We start from the raw sequence: 13,805 nt of genomic DNA, 5'->3' as shown, positions 1-13,805 counted from the left end.
CGCCTCATGCCACAGGCGAAAGACAGGGAACGGACCCATGAATTTCCAACCGCGCGATCTGGACGAGGCGCCGAACCGCAAGGCCGCAGAAGCGGCGCTTGACGTGTTGCGAGCCTGGGCGACAGGGGCCACCGATGCCGAGATAGCGGCTTTGGACCCGGCGGTTGCAAGGCTCATCCCCGGACAGACCGATCTGAACTACCCGGCACTGTCGCGGGACTATCCGGCTGAATTCAAGGCGGATGACGCCTATCGCGCCACACTGCCGGACCTGCAGAACGGGCCCTCTAGCCTGATCCGGGGGTCAAAGCAGCTTATCCAGCATGTGGGCATCTCAAATTTCCGCCTGCCGGTCCGGTTCCACTCCAAGGGCGGGTCCGACCTGACGCTGGAAACCTCGGTCACTGGCACGGTGAGCCTGGAGGCCGAAAAGAAGGGCATCAACATGTCCCGGATCATGCGGTCCTTCTACAAGTATGCCGAGCGAACATTCAGTTTCGAGACCATCGAGGCCGCGCTGGACGACTACAAGACCGATCTGGACAGTTTTGATGCCCGTATCCAGATGCGGTTTTCCTACCCGGTGAAGGTGCAAAGCCTGCGCTCGGGGCTGGAGGGGTATCAGTATTATGATTTCGCGCTCGAACTGATCGAGGTCGCGGGGGCGCGCAAGAAGATCATGCATCTGGACTATGTCTATTCGTCGACCTGCCCGTGTTCGCTGGAACTGTCGGAACATGCCCGCGTGATGCGCAGCCAACTGGCGACGCCGCATTCGCAACGCTCGGTGGCGCGGGTCTCGGTCATGCTGGACCCCGATGCCAGTTGCCTTTGGTTTGAAGACCTGATCGCGCTCTGCCGTCAGGCGGTGCCCACCGAGACTCAGGTGATGGTCAAGCGCGAGGATGAGCAGGCTTTCGCCGAGCTGAATGCGGCGAATCCGATCTTCGTCGAAGACGCGGTACGGCTGTTCTGCGCCGAATTGCGCGCCGATCACCGCATTGGCGATTTCCGGGTGGTGGCGAGCCATCAGGAGAGCCTGCACAGTCATGATGCGGTATCGGTCCTGACCGATGGCAAAACCTTTGCCTCCGACAGTCTTGAACCGCGCCTGTTCAGCACATTGATCCACGCCGGATAGCGCTCTGCCAGACGCCGATTGTCGATCCCCCGCCCACTCGTGACGCTGCGACGCAGCATTTCTTGCTGCACCTGCTCGGCTTTGTCGATATACTCAGGGTCAGATCAGGTCTCGCACCGTTGAGCAGGATGTTCGCCGGACGGGCCGATACAGGCAGAGAGCGGCAATGCGAGTCATGAATTCACAGCCGGGCAATCAGGCCGGTGGCCTTCACAAGGTCATCGCAACCTCCTCTATGTCTTCACTTTTTCCCGACCTTTACACATAGGGGAGCGCAAAAATGAGCTTCATCAAGACACCTTTGGACATTCAGATGGCCGCCATCCGTGTGACAGGCCAGTTGATCGCGAATCAGCTCAGGATCGTTGAGCTTGTGAGCAGATCGGCGCTGCAGGCACCGTTCTGCCAGATTAGCGCCATGCAGTCTGTAGCGGCGGAACCCGCCTCGGAACCTGCTGCCAAAGCGGCACCAAAGACGCCGATCGCGCCTGCTCCGGCCAAGCCCGTGCCCGCTGCCAAGGCCAAAAGCGCACCGGCCAAGGCCGAAGCGGCAAAACCTGCGCCCAAAGCCGCAGCACCTGCGGCCAAAGCGGCCCCTGCCAAACCCGCGCCCAAAGCCGCAGCACCTGCGGCCAAAGCGGCCCCTGCCAAACCCGCGCCTGCAGCCAAGGCCAAGGTCGTACCGGCTAAGGCCGAAACGGCAAAACCTGCGCCCAAAGTCGAAACACCTGCGGCCAAAGCGGCCCCTGCCAAACCCGCGCCTGCTGCCAAGGCCAAAGCCGCTCCGGTCAAGGCTAAAGCCGCGAAGCCTGCGCCCAAGGCCGCAGCACCGGTTGCAAAGGCGGCCCCGGCAAAGCCCGTGCCTGCTGCCAAGGCCAAGGTCGCACCGATGAAGGCCGAAGCCGCGAAAACCGCGCCCAAAACTGCGGCTCCTACGGTGAAAGCGGCCCCTGCCAATCCTGCGGCTGCTCCAAAAGCGCCTGTTGCAGCGGCGAAACCTGCTGCACCCGCCGCCAAGGCAACCCCGGCCAAGCCCGCTGCAAAACCGGCCCCGGCCAAAGCCGCAGCAAAACCCGCTGCGGACACTGTCAAAACCAAGTCGGAATCGGCGCGCAGCACCACGCGGACGCCGTCCACCCCGCCGGCGATGCCCGCCTCCAAGGCCAAACCCATGAGCTGACCCCGCACCAGCGCTTGACAGCGAACCCATGGCGCGCCAACCCTGCGCGTCATGTTGGACCTTCGCCCCGTCGGATATGTAATCGGCCTGCTGGTCGCCATTCTTGGCCTGACCATGCTGTTGCCGATGATGTCGGATTTCGCCGAAGGGCGGGGCGAATGGCATGTCTTTCTGCAAAGTGCCCTGCTGACCACTTTGGTGGGCGTTCTGATGGCCATGAGCTGCGCCAACGGCGTACGTGAGGGCCTGACCATCCAGCAGACCTTTCTTCTGACCACCGGCGTCTGGGTGGCGCTGCCGATTTTCGGCGCGATCCCGTTCATGTTCGGCGAGACCGAGCTGCGCTTTGTCGATGCGCTGTTCGAATCGATGTCGGGCCTGACCACCACCGGGTCGACCGTGATCTCGGGGCTCGACGAATTGCCACGCGGGTTGCTGCTGTGGCGAGGCTTGCTGCAATGGCTGGGCGGCATCGGAATCATTGTTGTCGCGATGGTGTTCCTGCCCGAGCTGCGGGTCGGCGGAATGCAGATCTTCCGCTCGGAAGGCTTTGATACTTTTGGTAAAATCCTGCCCCGCGCGACCGAGATCTCGTCCAGAATCTCTGTCGTCTATATCTCGCTGACGATGGCCTGCGCGCTGGCCTATGCGGCTTCTGGGATGGACGCGTTTGACGCGACCGTCCATGCCATGACAACGGTGGCGACCGGCGGGTTCGCCAATTACGACGCTTCGTTCGGTGCTTTCCCACCCGCGACCGAATATGTGGCGGTTCTGTTCATGATCCTCGCGGCGCTGCCCTTCGTGCGATATGTGCAGATGATCGCGGGCACCGCCGAGCCGCTTTATCGCGACAGCCAGGTGCGGGCCTTTATCGGAACCGCCGTGGTGCTGGTGGCGGTGCTGACGCTCTGGAACCTGTTGCAGACGCCTACGGCTGGCGAGGGGGCCATCCGTAAGACGCTGTTCAACACGGTTTCGCTGATGACCGGGACCGGTTATGCCAGCACAGACTACATGGCCTGGGGCGGCTTTCCGGTCACCATGCTGTTCTTTATCGGTCTGATCGGTGGATGCGCCGGATCAACCGCCTGCTCGATCAAGATCTTCCGCTACCAGCTGCTATTCGCTTCGATCCGTGCGCAGTTGCAACGCATTCGGCAGCCTAGCGGTGTGTTCATCCCACGCTATAGCGGGCGCGCGGTGAGCCAGGACGTGCTGGGCTCCGTGATGAGCTTTTTCGTCTTTTTCATCGTGACCATGGGCATCCTGTCCTGGGGTCTGGGCCTGACCGGGCTGGATTTCACAACATCCGTCTCCGGGGCCGCCGCAGCACTTGCCAATATTGGGCCAGGCCTGGGTGACCAGATCGGCCCGGCGGGCAATTTCGCAAATCTCAACGACACCGCGAAATGGATGCTGACCATCGGCATGCTGATCGGCCGGCTCGAGCTGATGGCCGTCTACGTGATCCTGACTGTGCAATTCTGGAGAGCTTGATGAAAAAACCGCTTGGGGCGCAGATTTCCCATATGCTCAGCGACCGGGGTGTCGATGTGATCTTCGGGATACCGGGGGTGCATAATCAGGAAATGTATCGCGGCATCGAAGAGGCCGGTATCCGTCATGTCCTTGCCCGTCACGAACAGGGAGCTGGGTTCATGGCGGACGGCTATGCGCGTGCCTCTGGCAAGCCGGGTGTGGCCTATGTGATTACAGGGCCGGGGCTGTTGAACACGCTGACACCGCTCGGGCAGGCCTATTCCGATTCCGTGCCGGTTCTGACGATCTCGTCTTGTCTGGACGACACCGCGTCGCGCAAGGGGCAGCTGCACCAGATGCGCGACCAACGGGCAGCGGCGGCAACGGTTTGCGACTGGTCCGAAACTGCCGGGTCTGCAGATGCGGCTTACGGCCTGATCGAACGCGCCTTCGAAGAGTTCGAACTGGCGCGACCCCGGCCCAAGCACATCCAGGTGCCTATCGCGCAGCTGGAAACACCGGCGGAACCGGCCCCGTTTCCCAACCAGCTAGCGCTGCGCCTCAACGCGCAGGACCCCGATATCGCGCCGGTGCTGTCCTTGCTGAACCTGGCTCGGCGTCCGCTGTTCATTCTGGGCGGCGGCGCGCGGTCGAACCTGTGGCGACAGATCGTGACGCAGTTGGGCGCTGCCACCTTCACCACATATGCCGGGCGCGGGCTGGTCGGCGCGGGTTATCCGCTGGATTTCGGGGCAACGCTGGCCCGGCCCGGCAGCGCCGAGGTGATCGCCAGCGCCGATCTGGTGATCGCGGTGGGAACGGAACTGGCCGAGGTTGACCTCTGGCGCGACCGTCTGGGCCATAGCGCCACTTTGGTGCGGGTAGATCTGGACCCGCAGGTGCTGTCGGACCCGCAACGCGCGCTGGTCAAGTTGCAGAGTGATGCCACAAGTTTTGCAAAGGCGCTCTGGGTGGCCACCGAAGGCGCCAAACCCGCCACCGGCTGGTCGGCAGATGAGGCGGCCAAAGCCCGCACGCGCTGGCAGGCCGAGGCGGACGCGGAACGTCCCGGTCTCTTGCCGGTGATCGATGCATTGCGCGCGGCGGTGCCACAGGATGCGATGATCTATTCCGACATGACCCAGTTCGCCTATCTCGCCAAAGAGGTCTGGGACATGCACTATCCCCATCACTGGCACCACCCAACGGGGTTCGGCACGCTGGGCTATGCGCTACCCGCCGGAATCGGCGGTGCCGTCGCGCGTGGCGGCAAACCCACGATGGTGATCGCGGGTGATTACGGCTTCCACTACACGATGCAGGAACTTGGCGTGGCGGTTGAACTGGGCCTGAAGCTGCCGATCGTCATCTGGGACAATGGCAAGCTGAAAGAGATCGAGGAAAGCATGCAGGCAGCGCAGATTGCCCCCAACGCAGTGATCGCCCGCAATCCCGATTTCTGCAAGCTGGCCGAGGCGTTCGGAGCGGCTTCAACCGCGCCCGCATCCCTTTCCGAGATGCAAGAGGCCGTGCGCGCTGCCTTCACTGCCGATGGTCCCACGCTCATCTACCTGACACCGGACATTGTCTGACGAGGCGCTGCCGGACACGTCGCCCTAAAGGAATTCCACCTTGCCGGTGGCAATGTCATAAATCGCGGCGCGCGCAGTCAGGTCGCCGGCCCCTCTCAACTCCGACAGAATCGGGGCCGTCCGCTGCGCCTTTTCAGCGCCCAACTGGGCGTTCCGCGCCGTTGCAGCGGTCAGCAGATCGGCCGGGTTGTCGCGCATGGCTTGTTGTACGGCAGGGCGGATCGCCTCCACCAGCCCCGGCAGATGGCCGCCCGGCATGGCATCATCCCGAATGGCCGAGATTGCCGCCTCAACCGCCCCGCATGAACTGTGCCCAAGCACCAGGATCGTCGAGATGCCAAGCACCGCCGCGCCGTATTCCAGGCTTGCCAGCCCATAATCGCTGATGACGTTGCCCGCAGCACGGATCACGAACAATTCGCCCGGCCCCTGATCGAAGATCAGCTCCGGCGCTACGCGGGAATCGGCGCAGCTGACGATGGTTGCAAAGGGCTGTTGCCCCAGCGCGCGGGCACTGCGGCCAACCGAATGATCAGTGTTGATCGGCGTATTCGCCACATAGCGCTCATTGCCATCGATCAGGCGCTGAAGTGCCTCGGCCGGCGGAACCACCGGGGGTGCGGCAGAAACCGGTCGCACGAACGGCGCGGCTGCTGCTGCCATGATCCCGGTGATCAATCCCCGTCTGTTCAACATCAATGTCCTGCGCTTCTTCATCTTTTTACGCGGCGCCGCACCTCGGCCCTCCGGGATCAGTCCCAGCAGCTTACCAGCACGGTCATGCCGATTGCCCTGCGGTTCAGCTCATCCGGCGTGATCTCTGCCGCGTCCGAGGCATTTTCCACCGTCAGGCCTGACTCCTCCAGCACGTTCCGCAACGCCTGCGCATCTGCGGCAAAGCTCACATCGCGGGGCAATTGCTGGCCATTGGCCGGATCGGGCAGCAACATGCCCACAACCGAGCCTCCGGTGTCGAATACCGGCCCGCCCGCATCACCTTTCTGCGGGGCCATGGCTAGGCGCGACAATTCGACCTCTCCGCGCAGCCCGGCCACATCGGACAGCGTGCCGAAGGTCAGGGTCGGGGCGCCCAGCACGCCTTCATAGGAATAACCCGCTAGCGTAACCGGCGATTGCAACTTGGGCTCGTCCGGGTGCAGTTCGGCCACTGCCATCGGGGCCAGTGGCTGGGTCGGGCGCAGGATGGCGACGCCAAGCCCTGAATCCTGGCTGACGAGATCGGCGCGATAGGTGTTGTCCAACGTGATCCGTGTGCAGTTCTGCACCGCCTCGGTCACGGTAAGGACCGCGCCGGACCTGTCCACATAAAAGCCCGAACGCGAGATGCGCGGTTTGCGTATTTCAAGCCCCGAAACCAGATCGACGCTTTGCGCTGCTTCTGCCCCCTCGGCCGGATCGAGCGCGCCATCGGTACGCGCAAAGCTGGTCTTGATGGCTTGCAGCACGCGCGCCCGGCGGCCCTCGTCGCCCTCAGGCCAGATCAGCGAGAAACCCTTGATCTGGCCATCGCGAAGGGTGGCCTCGGTATAAGACACGATGCCGTTGCCGCGCCCTTCGATGGTGAAGCTGTCCTTCCGACGCTGACGGGGACCATCCAACGGCACGATTTCCAGCGTCTGCATCACATCATACAGCCCGAACAGGTCGGCCCGCTCACCCTGCTGGCTGATCAGCAAGACCCGCGCGCCCAGATCGCTTTGCGCATCATAATGGGCGAACGGTGGATCATAGCGGCTGAAGGCAACCTCTCCCAAAGGCAGATCGACCGAAATCCCGGCCTTTTCATCTGAGCGGCGTGCCATGCCGACGCTCAGCAGGGGGGCGTTATACTGGTCCATCAGAACGATGCGTTGACTGGTTGTCAGGATGCCTGTGGGCTCATAGCCGTTGACGCTCTGCCAATCCGCCATCGAGCGGCGGGTGCCGGGACCAAACGCCCCGTCGATGGTCGAATTGTAGAACCCTTCGGCCTTTAGCGCGGTCTGCAACCCGCGGCGTTCCTCGCGGTTCAGCAACCGTTCGCTGCGCCGCGCCTGGGCGGGTGTCTCGTCCGAGACCACGACAGGTGATTGTGCGGCAGGGGTCGGTGTCGGCAAGGTGGGGGCTGTCACGATGCCGGTTGCGCCGTCCTGCGGCCAGAACTGCCGCCCCAAAGAGCGCGAGAAGGTGATGAAACTGTCGCTGGGGATCTGGCGCTCGGCGCGGTAGACGCGCAGCACCTGCTCGGCATCGGCGCGGGTGTAGGGGCCAAGCACGATGCCGTACCAGCCGCCACCCAGCGCAAAGCCCTGCACATCGGCGAGACTGCCAGAGAAGAACTGCGCGCGCTGCTCTGCCACCGGGAAATCGGAGTGGGCTTCGATCTGGACCCAGACGCCCTCGGCGCCGGATTGTTGGGCCGTGGCGGCGCGCAGGCCAAAGGTGACCGCAAGGAGGAATGCGACGAAAAACCGGATCATGGGGGAACTCTTGCCTTAGCTCTTGTCTGTTTCGTGCAACATACGCGGGAACACACCCCAAACACCATGCCTGCGATGATGCGCCGTCGCGGGTGTGGTCTTCGCACGACAGGCGGGTAGGTGCGCCTTCGGGTACGTCCAGAAGGGCCGTTGACGGGTCAGGGCTGCTTGCATAGGAAAGCGTTGATCCCACCCGCGTTCACGAAAGCAGGCCCATGAGAGACAAATCCGGCGCACCGCGCTCTTTTCAGGAGATTATCCTGCGGCTTCAGGCCTATTGGGCCTCAAAGGGCTGCGCCGTTTTGCAGCCCTATGACATGGAGGTCGGCGCGGGCACCTTTCACCCGGCCACCACGCTGCGCGCGTTGGGGTCGATGCCTTGGGCGGCGGCCTATGTGCAGCCCTCGCGCCGCCCCACCGACGGGCGCTATGGCGAGAACCCGAACCGGCTGCAACATTATTACCAGTTCCAGGTGCTGATCAAACCCAGCCCGCCTGACCTGCAGGAGCTGTATCTGGGGTCGCTGCAGGCCATCGGCATCGATATGGACCTGCATGACATCCGCTTTGTTGAGGATGACTGGGAAAGCCCGACGCTGGGCGCCTGGGGTCTGGGATGGGAGGTCTGGTGCGACGGGATGGAAGTCAGCCAGTTCACCTATTTCCAGCAGGTCGGCGGGCATGACTGCGCGCCTGTCTCGGGCGAACTGACCTATGGGCTTGAGCGTCTGGCGATGTATGTGCTGGGCGTCGATCATGTGATGGACATGCCATTCAACGATCCGCAATCCCCCAGCCCGCTGAGCTATGGCGACATCTTCAAGCAGACCGAAGAGGAATACGCGCGCTGGAATTTCGACGTCGCCAATACCGAGGTCCTGCTGCGCCATTTCGAAGAGGCCGAAGCCGAATGTGCCACTATCCTGGCGCAGAGCCAAGACGACCCCAAGACCGGCAAGCGCATCGTGATGGCGCATCCGGCTTACGATCAATGCATCAAGGCTAGCCACATCTTCAACCTGCTGGATGCGCGGGGCGTGATCTCGGTCACCGAACGGCAAGCCTATATCGGCCGGGTGCGGGCGCTGGCCAAGCAATGCGCCGATGCATTCGTGCAGACCACGGCAGGGGGGCACGCGGCCTGATGCCGCTTGGCCGCCTATGCCAGCCCGGGCAGCAGCGCCTTGAGGCCAGCCACGATCATGCTGACGGCGATGGTGGCCAGTATCATGCCCATCAGCCGGCTCATGATGACGCGGGCCGATCCGGTCAGGTACCGTGCCAGCGAGGCCGCGTTCCAGAATACCAGCCCGACAAATACCGTCATGCCGACAAAAATGGCTGCAAAAACAGTAACCTGAAGCAAAGATTTAACCTGATGGGCATAGACAATCAGCGTGGCCACAGTGCCGGGGCCAACGATGATCGGAAAGGTCAGTGGGTAAAAGGCGACCGTCTCGGGCGCCGGGTAGTTCTGTTTTTCCCCTTCGGTGCCGTGATGCGAGCTGCTTTCATTGCCGTTGAGCATGTTGAGCGCGATCAGCAACACAACCAACCCGCCTGCGACGCGGAAATCGTCGACGCTGATGCCGAACAGGTTCAGCATCTGGCTGCCCGCCACCGCCACCACACCACCCATGATCAGGCTGTAAGTGGCGGTCTTGACCGCGACTTTTTTCTGATCGGCGATGCTGGCCCCTTCGGTGACGCTCAGGAAAATCGGCAGGTTGGTGATCGGGTTCATGATCGCAAAAAGCGCTCCGAACAACGAGATGACGAATGTGCTGTCCATGAAACGCTAACGCCCGTGATTGCTGCCTGTGGCCGGTATGCTGACCGATTTCGCGGCGCGTTGATAGAGGCTGCGTGAGGTAAGAGACCACAGATGAAGGGAAAGCTGCTCGCCATCGTCATTCTTGTCAGCGCCGCCGCCGCCGGCGGACTGATGTATTACATGCAGATCTACGGCTTCTATTATGATGTGGAACCGCAGCCCGGGCAGGACGTGGCCCTGCTGCCCATCGAGGGCGGACCCCCTGAAGCCATTTCCTACAGCGCGTTTCAGGCGATCGACGCCGACAGCTCTCCGATCCGGTACCGGGCCTGTTTCGACACCGTTCTGAGCCTGGATGAGCTCAGCGCGACCTACCGCGCTGTTGAGGGGGCAGAGCCACTCACCGCGCCGGGTTGGTTCGCATGCTTTGACGGGCTTGTACTGGCAGCGGCGCTCGAAGATGGCACGGCGCGAAGCTATCTGGCGACCAAGAACATCCATTACGGCGTCGATCGGGTCGTAGCCATCACCGATGACGGACAGGGCTATGCCTGGCATGTGCTGAACGATTGCGGGAAAAAGGCCTATGACGGCACCGTCGTGGGCGAGGCCTGCCCGCCACGACCGGAGGTAACGAAATGAACCTGCTTGTTCCTGACATGATCTCTGCGACGCTGGGGCTGGCGGTGTTCCTGCTGGGGGTCGAACTGAACGCCCGCATCGAAATCCTGCGCCGCTTCAACATTCCCGAAGCGGTCAGCGGCGGCCTTGTGGCGGCAAGCTTTTCGCTGGCGATTTACCTGATCGCTGGCATCGAGTTCACGTTCGAGATGGAGACCCGAGACTATCTGCTGGTGCTGTTCTTTGCCGCCATCGGGTTGAATGCCCGGTTGTCGGACTTGATCAAGGGCGGCAAGCCTCTGATTTTGCTTCTGATTCTGACAGTCGTCACCATCCTTGCACAAAACCTGATCGGCGCGCTAGGTGCCATCACCTTTGGCTTTCCAGTTCAGTCCGGGGTGCTGTTCGGCTCTGCCGCGCTGATCGGCGGGCATGGCACTGCGATCGCCTGGGCGCCCGAAGTGGGCGCGGTGACCGGGCTTGAGGGCGCGACCGAGCTGGGTGTTGCAGTGGCGACGCTCGGACTTGTGCTGGCCGCGCTGGTGGGCGGCCCGGTGGCGAAATTCCTGGTTGAACGCAACAACCTGACCCCCGACCGCCCGGACGAAGAACTTACTGTCGGTGTCCCTGCCGAAGAGAAAGAAGATGCCGCGATCACACCGATCGGCTTCATGCGTGTGATCCTCAACCTGCATCTGGCGATCATCTTCGGCTATTTTGCGAATATCGCAATCGCCGAAGCCGGCCTGAAACTGCCGCTCTTCGTGCCCTGCCTGATCGTCGCCATCCTGATCGCCAACCTGCGCAGTTGGCTGGCACCTGATGCAGTCCCGGTCAGCCGCACACCTGCGCTGGCGCTGGTCTCGGACTTTGCGCTGGGCGCGTTTCTGGCAATGTCGCTGATGAGCCTGCAGCTCTGGACCATTGCCGAGCTGGGCATGACCATCCTTGTTGTGCTGAGCGCGCAAACGCTCTTTACCGTCCTCTTTGTGATCTACGTGCTCTTTCCGGTGATGGGATCGGGCTATCGCGGGGCGGTGCTGGCGGCGGGGTTCGGCGGCTTTGCGCTGGGCGCGACCCCCACCGCCATCGCCAACATGACCGCGGTCACCAAGCGATATGGCCCTTCGCCTATTGCCTTCATCGTGCTCCCCCTTGTATCCGCCTTCTTTGTGGACATCGCCAACGCCATCGTCATCCAGACGATCGTGAATTTCTGAGGATCTCATGCCCGACCTGCTGATAGAACTCTTTTCCGAGGAAATCCCCGCGCGCATGCAGACCCGCGCCGGTGAGGATCTGAAAAAGCGCATCACCGATGGTCTGGTCGAGGCAGGTCTGACCTATGCGGGCGCTGTAGCGCTAACCACGCCGCGCCGTCTGACGCTGACGGTACAGGGGCTGCTGGGTGAAAGCCCGACCATCCGCGAAGAGCGCAAAGGCCCCAAGGTCGGCGCGCCCGACAAGGCCATCGAGGGCTTCCTGCGCGGTGCAGGCCTGACCCGCGACCAGTTGGAAGAGCGCGACACGCCCAAGGGTGCGGTCTATTTCGCCAGTATCGAAAAGCCGGGCCGCCCGGCCGCAGAGATCATCGCCGAGGTGCTCGAGGCGACGATCCGCAACTTCCCCTGGCCCAAGTCGATGCGTTGGGGCCGCGGTTCCTTGCGCTGGGTGCGACCCCTGCATTCGATCCTGTGCATCCTCAGCGACGAGGCGGGCACGCAGGTAGTGCCGCTGGAGGTCGAGGGCATAGCCGCGGGCGACAGCACCGAAGGCCATCGTTTCATGGCTCCGGGGAAATTTTCTGTCACCTCTTTCGAGGATTACGAGGCGAAGCTCAAGCGCGCCCATGTGGTGCTGTCCCCATCAGAGCGGGCTGACCATATCTGGGCTGACGCCCAGAACATGGCCTTCGCCGCCGGTTTGGAACTGGTCGAAGACAAGGGTCTGCTGGCCGAAGTCGCCGGTCTGGTGGAATGGCCTGTGGTGCTGATGGGGCAGATCGACGCTGAATTCCTCGACCTGCCACCCGAGGTGCTGCAGACCTCGATGAAAGAGCATCAAAAGTTCTTTTCGGTCCGCAATCCCAAAACGGGGCGGATCGAACGCTTCATCACCGTGGCGAACCGCGAGACGGCGGATAATGGCGCGACCATTCTGGCGGGCAATCAGAAGGTGCTCTCGGCGCGGCTGGCTGATGCCAAGTTCTTCTGGGAGAACGACCTGCGCATCGCCAAATCGGACATGGTGCAATGGACGCGCTCGCTGGAAAACGTGACCTTCCACAACAAGCTGGGCACCCAGGCCGAACGCATCGCGCGCATCGCATCGCTGGCCCGCGAACTGGCCCCGATCACCGGTGCAGACCCGGATCAGGCCGCGAAAGCCGCGCGTTTGGCCAAGGCTGATCTGAGTTCCGAGATGGTCTATGAATTCCCCGAACTTCAGGGGCTTATGGGCCGCTATTACATCGAAGCCGCAGGCGAGGACGCGGCCGTGGCCGCCGTGGCGCAGGAGCATTACTCGCCGCTGGGCCCCTCAGACGACGTGCCCACCGCGCCTTTGTCCGTGACCGTGGCATTGGCCGACAAGTTGGACACGCTGACCGGGTTCTGGGCGATTGACGAGAAACCCACCGGATCGAAGGACCCGTTTGCCCTTCGCCGCGCCGCGCTGGGCGTCATTCGGTTGGTGCTTGGCGGGTCATTGGCGCTGCGTTTGGATCAGTACATCGACAGTGAACTGCTCAAATATGAACTCACGCGGTTGCGCGAAATTGGTGATGAACAGGACCTCTATACACTTGAAAGTACGCTTGAAGCGATTTCTAAGTTTGGCGTTTTCGGGGCGGCGTTTCGAACTGTTGTGGACCATATCAAGAATTCTGAAACACATCCGTTCGAGCCAAATCTTGGGGAAGGTTCGGTACTGAAATCTATCGCTGATCGTATCGAAAGCAACTCCAACGATCTCCTGTCCTTCATCCACGACCGCCTGAAGGTATTCCTCCGCGACGAGGGCATTCGCCACGACATCATCGACGCCTGTATCGCTATGGAGGGCAATGACGACCTGACCTTGCTGGTCAAACGCGCCCGCGCATTGAACGAAGTGCTCAGGACCGAGGATGGCGAGAACCTCGTTCAGGGCTTCAAGCGCGCCAATAACATCCTGACGCAGGCCGAGGAGAGGGACGGGGTCGAATACTCCTATGGTGCGGATGTGAAATTCGCCGAGACGGACAGCGAAAAAGCGTTGTTTGCGGCGCTTGATGCCGGGCAGGCCAAGATCGCGCCGGCCCTCAAGGCCGAGGACTTCTCAGCGGCGATGGCGGCGATGGCCGCATTGCGCGGGCCGATTGATGCCTTCTTCGAAGAGGTGCAGGTCAATACCGACAATGACGTGCTGCGCCGCAACCGTCTCAACCTGCTCAGCCAGATCCGCGAGATCTGCTCCAGCGTGGCCGATCTGACCCGGATCGAAGGGTAGCAGGCAGGGGATGCGTAGAACTACGCATCCCCAACCTCTCCCTTGC

General features: G+C 62.3%; 11 protein-coding genes. 7 read left to right on the top strand and 4 right to left on the bottom strand.

The features are described from left to right. Positions 1 to 37: 37 nt before the first annotated feature. The gene (gene folE2 / locus AB1E33_RS03435) at positions 38 to 1,141 is read left to right on the top strand and encodes a GTP cyclohydrolase FolE2 (RefSeq protein ID WP_372575844.1); all 1,104 of its coding nucleotides are present in this window, start codon (positions 38 to 40) and stop codon (positions 1,139 to 1,141) included. 351 nt (positions 1,142 to 1,492) lie between these two features. Here the strand turns inward: folE2 and AB1E33_RS03430 are convergent, their stop codons facing one another. Further along, positions 1,493 to 2,374, bottom strand: a complete 882-nt coding sequence (locus tag AB1E33_RS03430; protein WP_372575843.1) for a hypothetical protein — start codon at positions 2,372 to 2,374, stop codon at positions 1,493 to 1,495. Between AB1E33_RS03430 and AB1E33_RS03425 the strand changes: the two genes are divergently transcribed. Together AB1E33_RS03425 and AB1E33_RS03420 are read left to right on the top strand one after the other, a co-directional pair. Further along, positions 2,373 to 3,821, top strand: a complete 1,449-nt coding sequence (locus tag AB1E33_RS03425) for a TrkH family potassium uptake protein (protein ID WP_372575842.1) — start codon at positions 2,373 to 2,375, stop codon at positions 3,819 to 3,821. The genes AB1E33_RS03430 and AB1E33_RS03425 overlap by 2 nt on opposite strands. Continuing rightward, positions 3,821 to 5,395, top strand: coding sequence for a 5-guanidino-2-oxopentanoate decarboxylase (locus AB1E33_RS03420; RefSeq protein ID WP_372575841.1), 1,575 nt, complete (start codon positions 3,821 to 3,823; stop codon positions 5,393 to 5,395). The genes AB1E33_RS03425 and AB1E33_RS03420 overlap by 1 nt, the downstream gene beginning before the upstream one ends. 24 nt (positions 5,396 to 5,419) lie before the next feature. Here the strand turns inward: AB1E33_RS03420 and AB1E33_RS03415 are convergent, their stop codons facing one another. Together AB1E33_RS03415 and AB1E33_RS03410 are read right to left on the bottom strand one after the other, a co-directional pair. Further along, the gene (locus tag AB1E33_RS03415; RefSeq protein WP_372575840.1) at positions 5,420 to 6,091 is read right to left on the bottom strand and encodes a carbonic anhydrase; all 672 of its coding nucleotides are present in this window, start codon (positions 6,089 to 6,091) and stop codon (positions 5,420 to 5,422) included. 56 nt (positions 6,092 to 6,147) lie between these two features. Then, complete coding sequence (locus AB1E33_RS03410; protein WP_372575839.1) at positions 6,148 to 7,875, bottom strand: serine protease; 1,728 nt, start codon at positions 7,873 to 7,875, stop codon at positions 6,148 to 6,150. A gap of 215 nt (positions 7,876 to 8,090) precedes the next feature. On the opposite strand from AB1E33_RS03410, the gene AB1E33_RS03405 reads away from it, so the two are divergent. Beyond that, on the top strand, positions 8,091 to 9,020 hold the full coding sequence (locus AB1E33_RS03405) for a glycine--tRNA ligase subunit alpha (RefSeq protein WP_372575838.1): 930 nt from the start codon (positions 8,091 to 8,093) through the stop codon (positions 9,018 to 9,020). Between the two features lie 14 nt (positions 9,021 to 9,034). Here the strand turns inward: AB1E33_RS03405 and AB1E33_RS03400 are convergent, their stop codons facing one another. Then, entirely contained in the window at positions 9,035 to 9,667 is a 633-nt protein-coding gene (locus AB1E33_RS03400) for a MarC family protein (RefSeq protein WP_372575837.1), read from the bottom strand. Positions 9,668 to 9,760: 93 nt separating this feature from the next. On the opposite strand from AB1E33_RS03400, the gene AB1E33_RS03395 reads away from it, so the two are divergent. The 3 genes from AB1E33_RS03395 to glyS are packed head-to-tail and all read left to right on the top strand — an operon-like array spanning position 9,761 to position 13,759. Then, the gene (locus AB1E33_RS03395; protein WP_372575836.1) at positions 9,761 to 10,291 is read left to right on the top strand and encodes a DUF6446 family protein; all 531 of its coding nucleotides are present in this window, start codon (positions 9,761 to 9,763) and stop codon (positions 10,289 to 10,291) included. Beyond that, positions 10,288 to 11,490: a sodium/glutamate symporter gene (gene gltS, locus AB1E33_RS03390; RefSeq protein ID WP_372575835.1), complete on the top strand. Its 1,203-nt coding sequence runs from the start codon at positions 10,288 to 10,290 to the stop codon at positions 11,488 to 11,490. Before AB1E33_RS03395 ends, gltS begins: the two co-directional genes overlap by 4 nt. Positions 11,491 to 11,497: 7 nt before the next feature. Continuing rightward, complete coding sequence (glyS, locus tag AB1E33_RS03385) at positions 11,498 to 13,759, top strand: glycine--tRNA ligase subunit beta (protein WP_372575834.1); 2,262 nt, start codon at positions 11,498 to 11,500, stop codon at positions 13,757 to 13,759. Positions 13,760 to 13,805: the final 46 nt, after the last annotated feature.

It is taken from the genome of Ruegeria hyattellae (assembly GCF_041537925.1).
Lineage (GTDB): Bacteria > Pseudomonadota > Alphaproteobacteria > Rhodobacterales > Rhodobacteraceae > Ruegeria_C.
The sequence above is the reverse complement of the archived record's forward strand: the minus strand, read 5'-3'. Positions and strand labels throughout refer to the sequence as shown.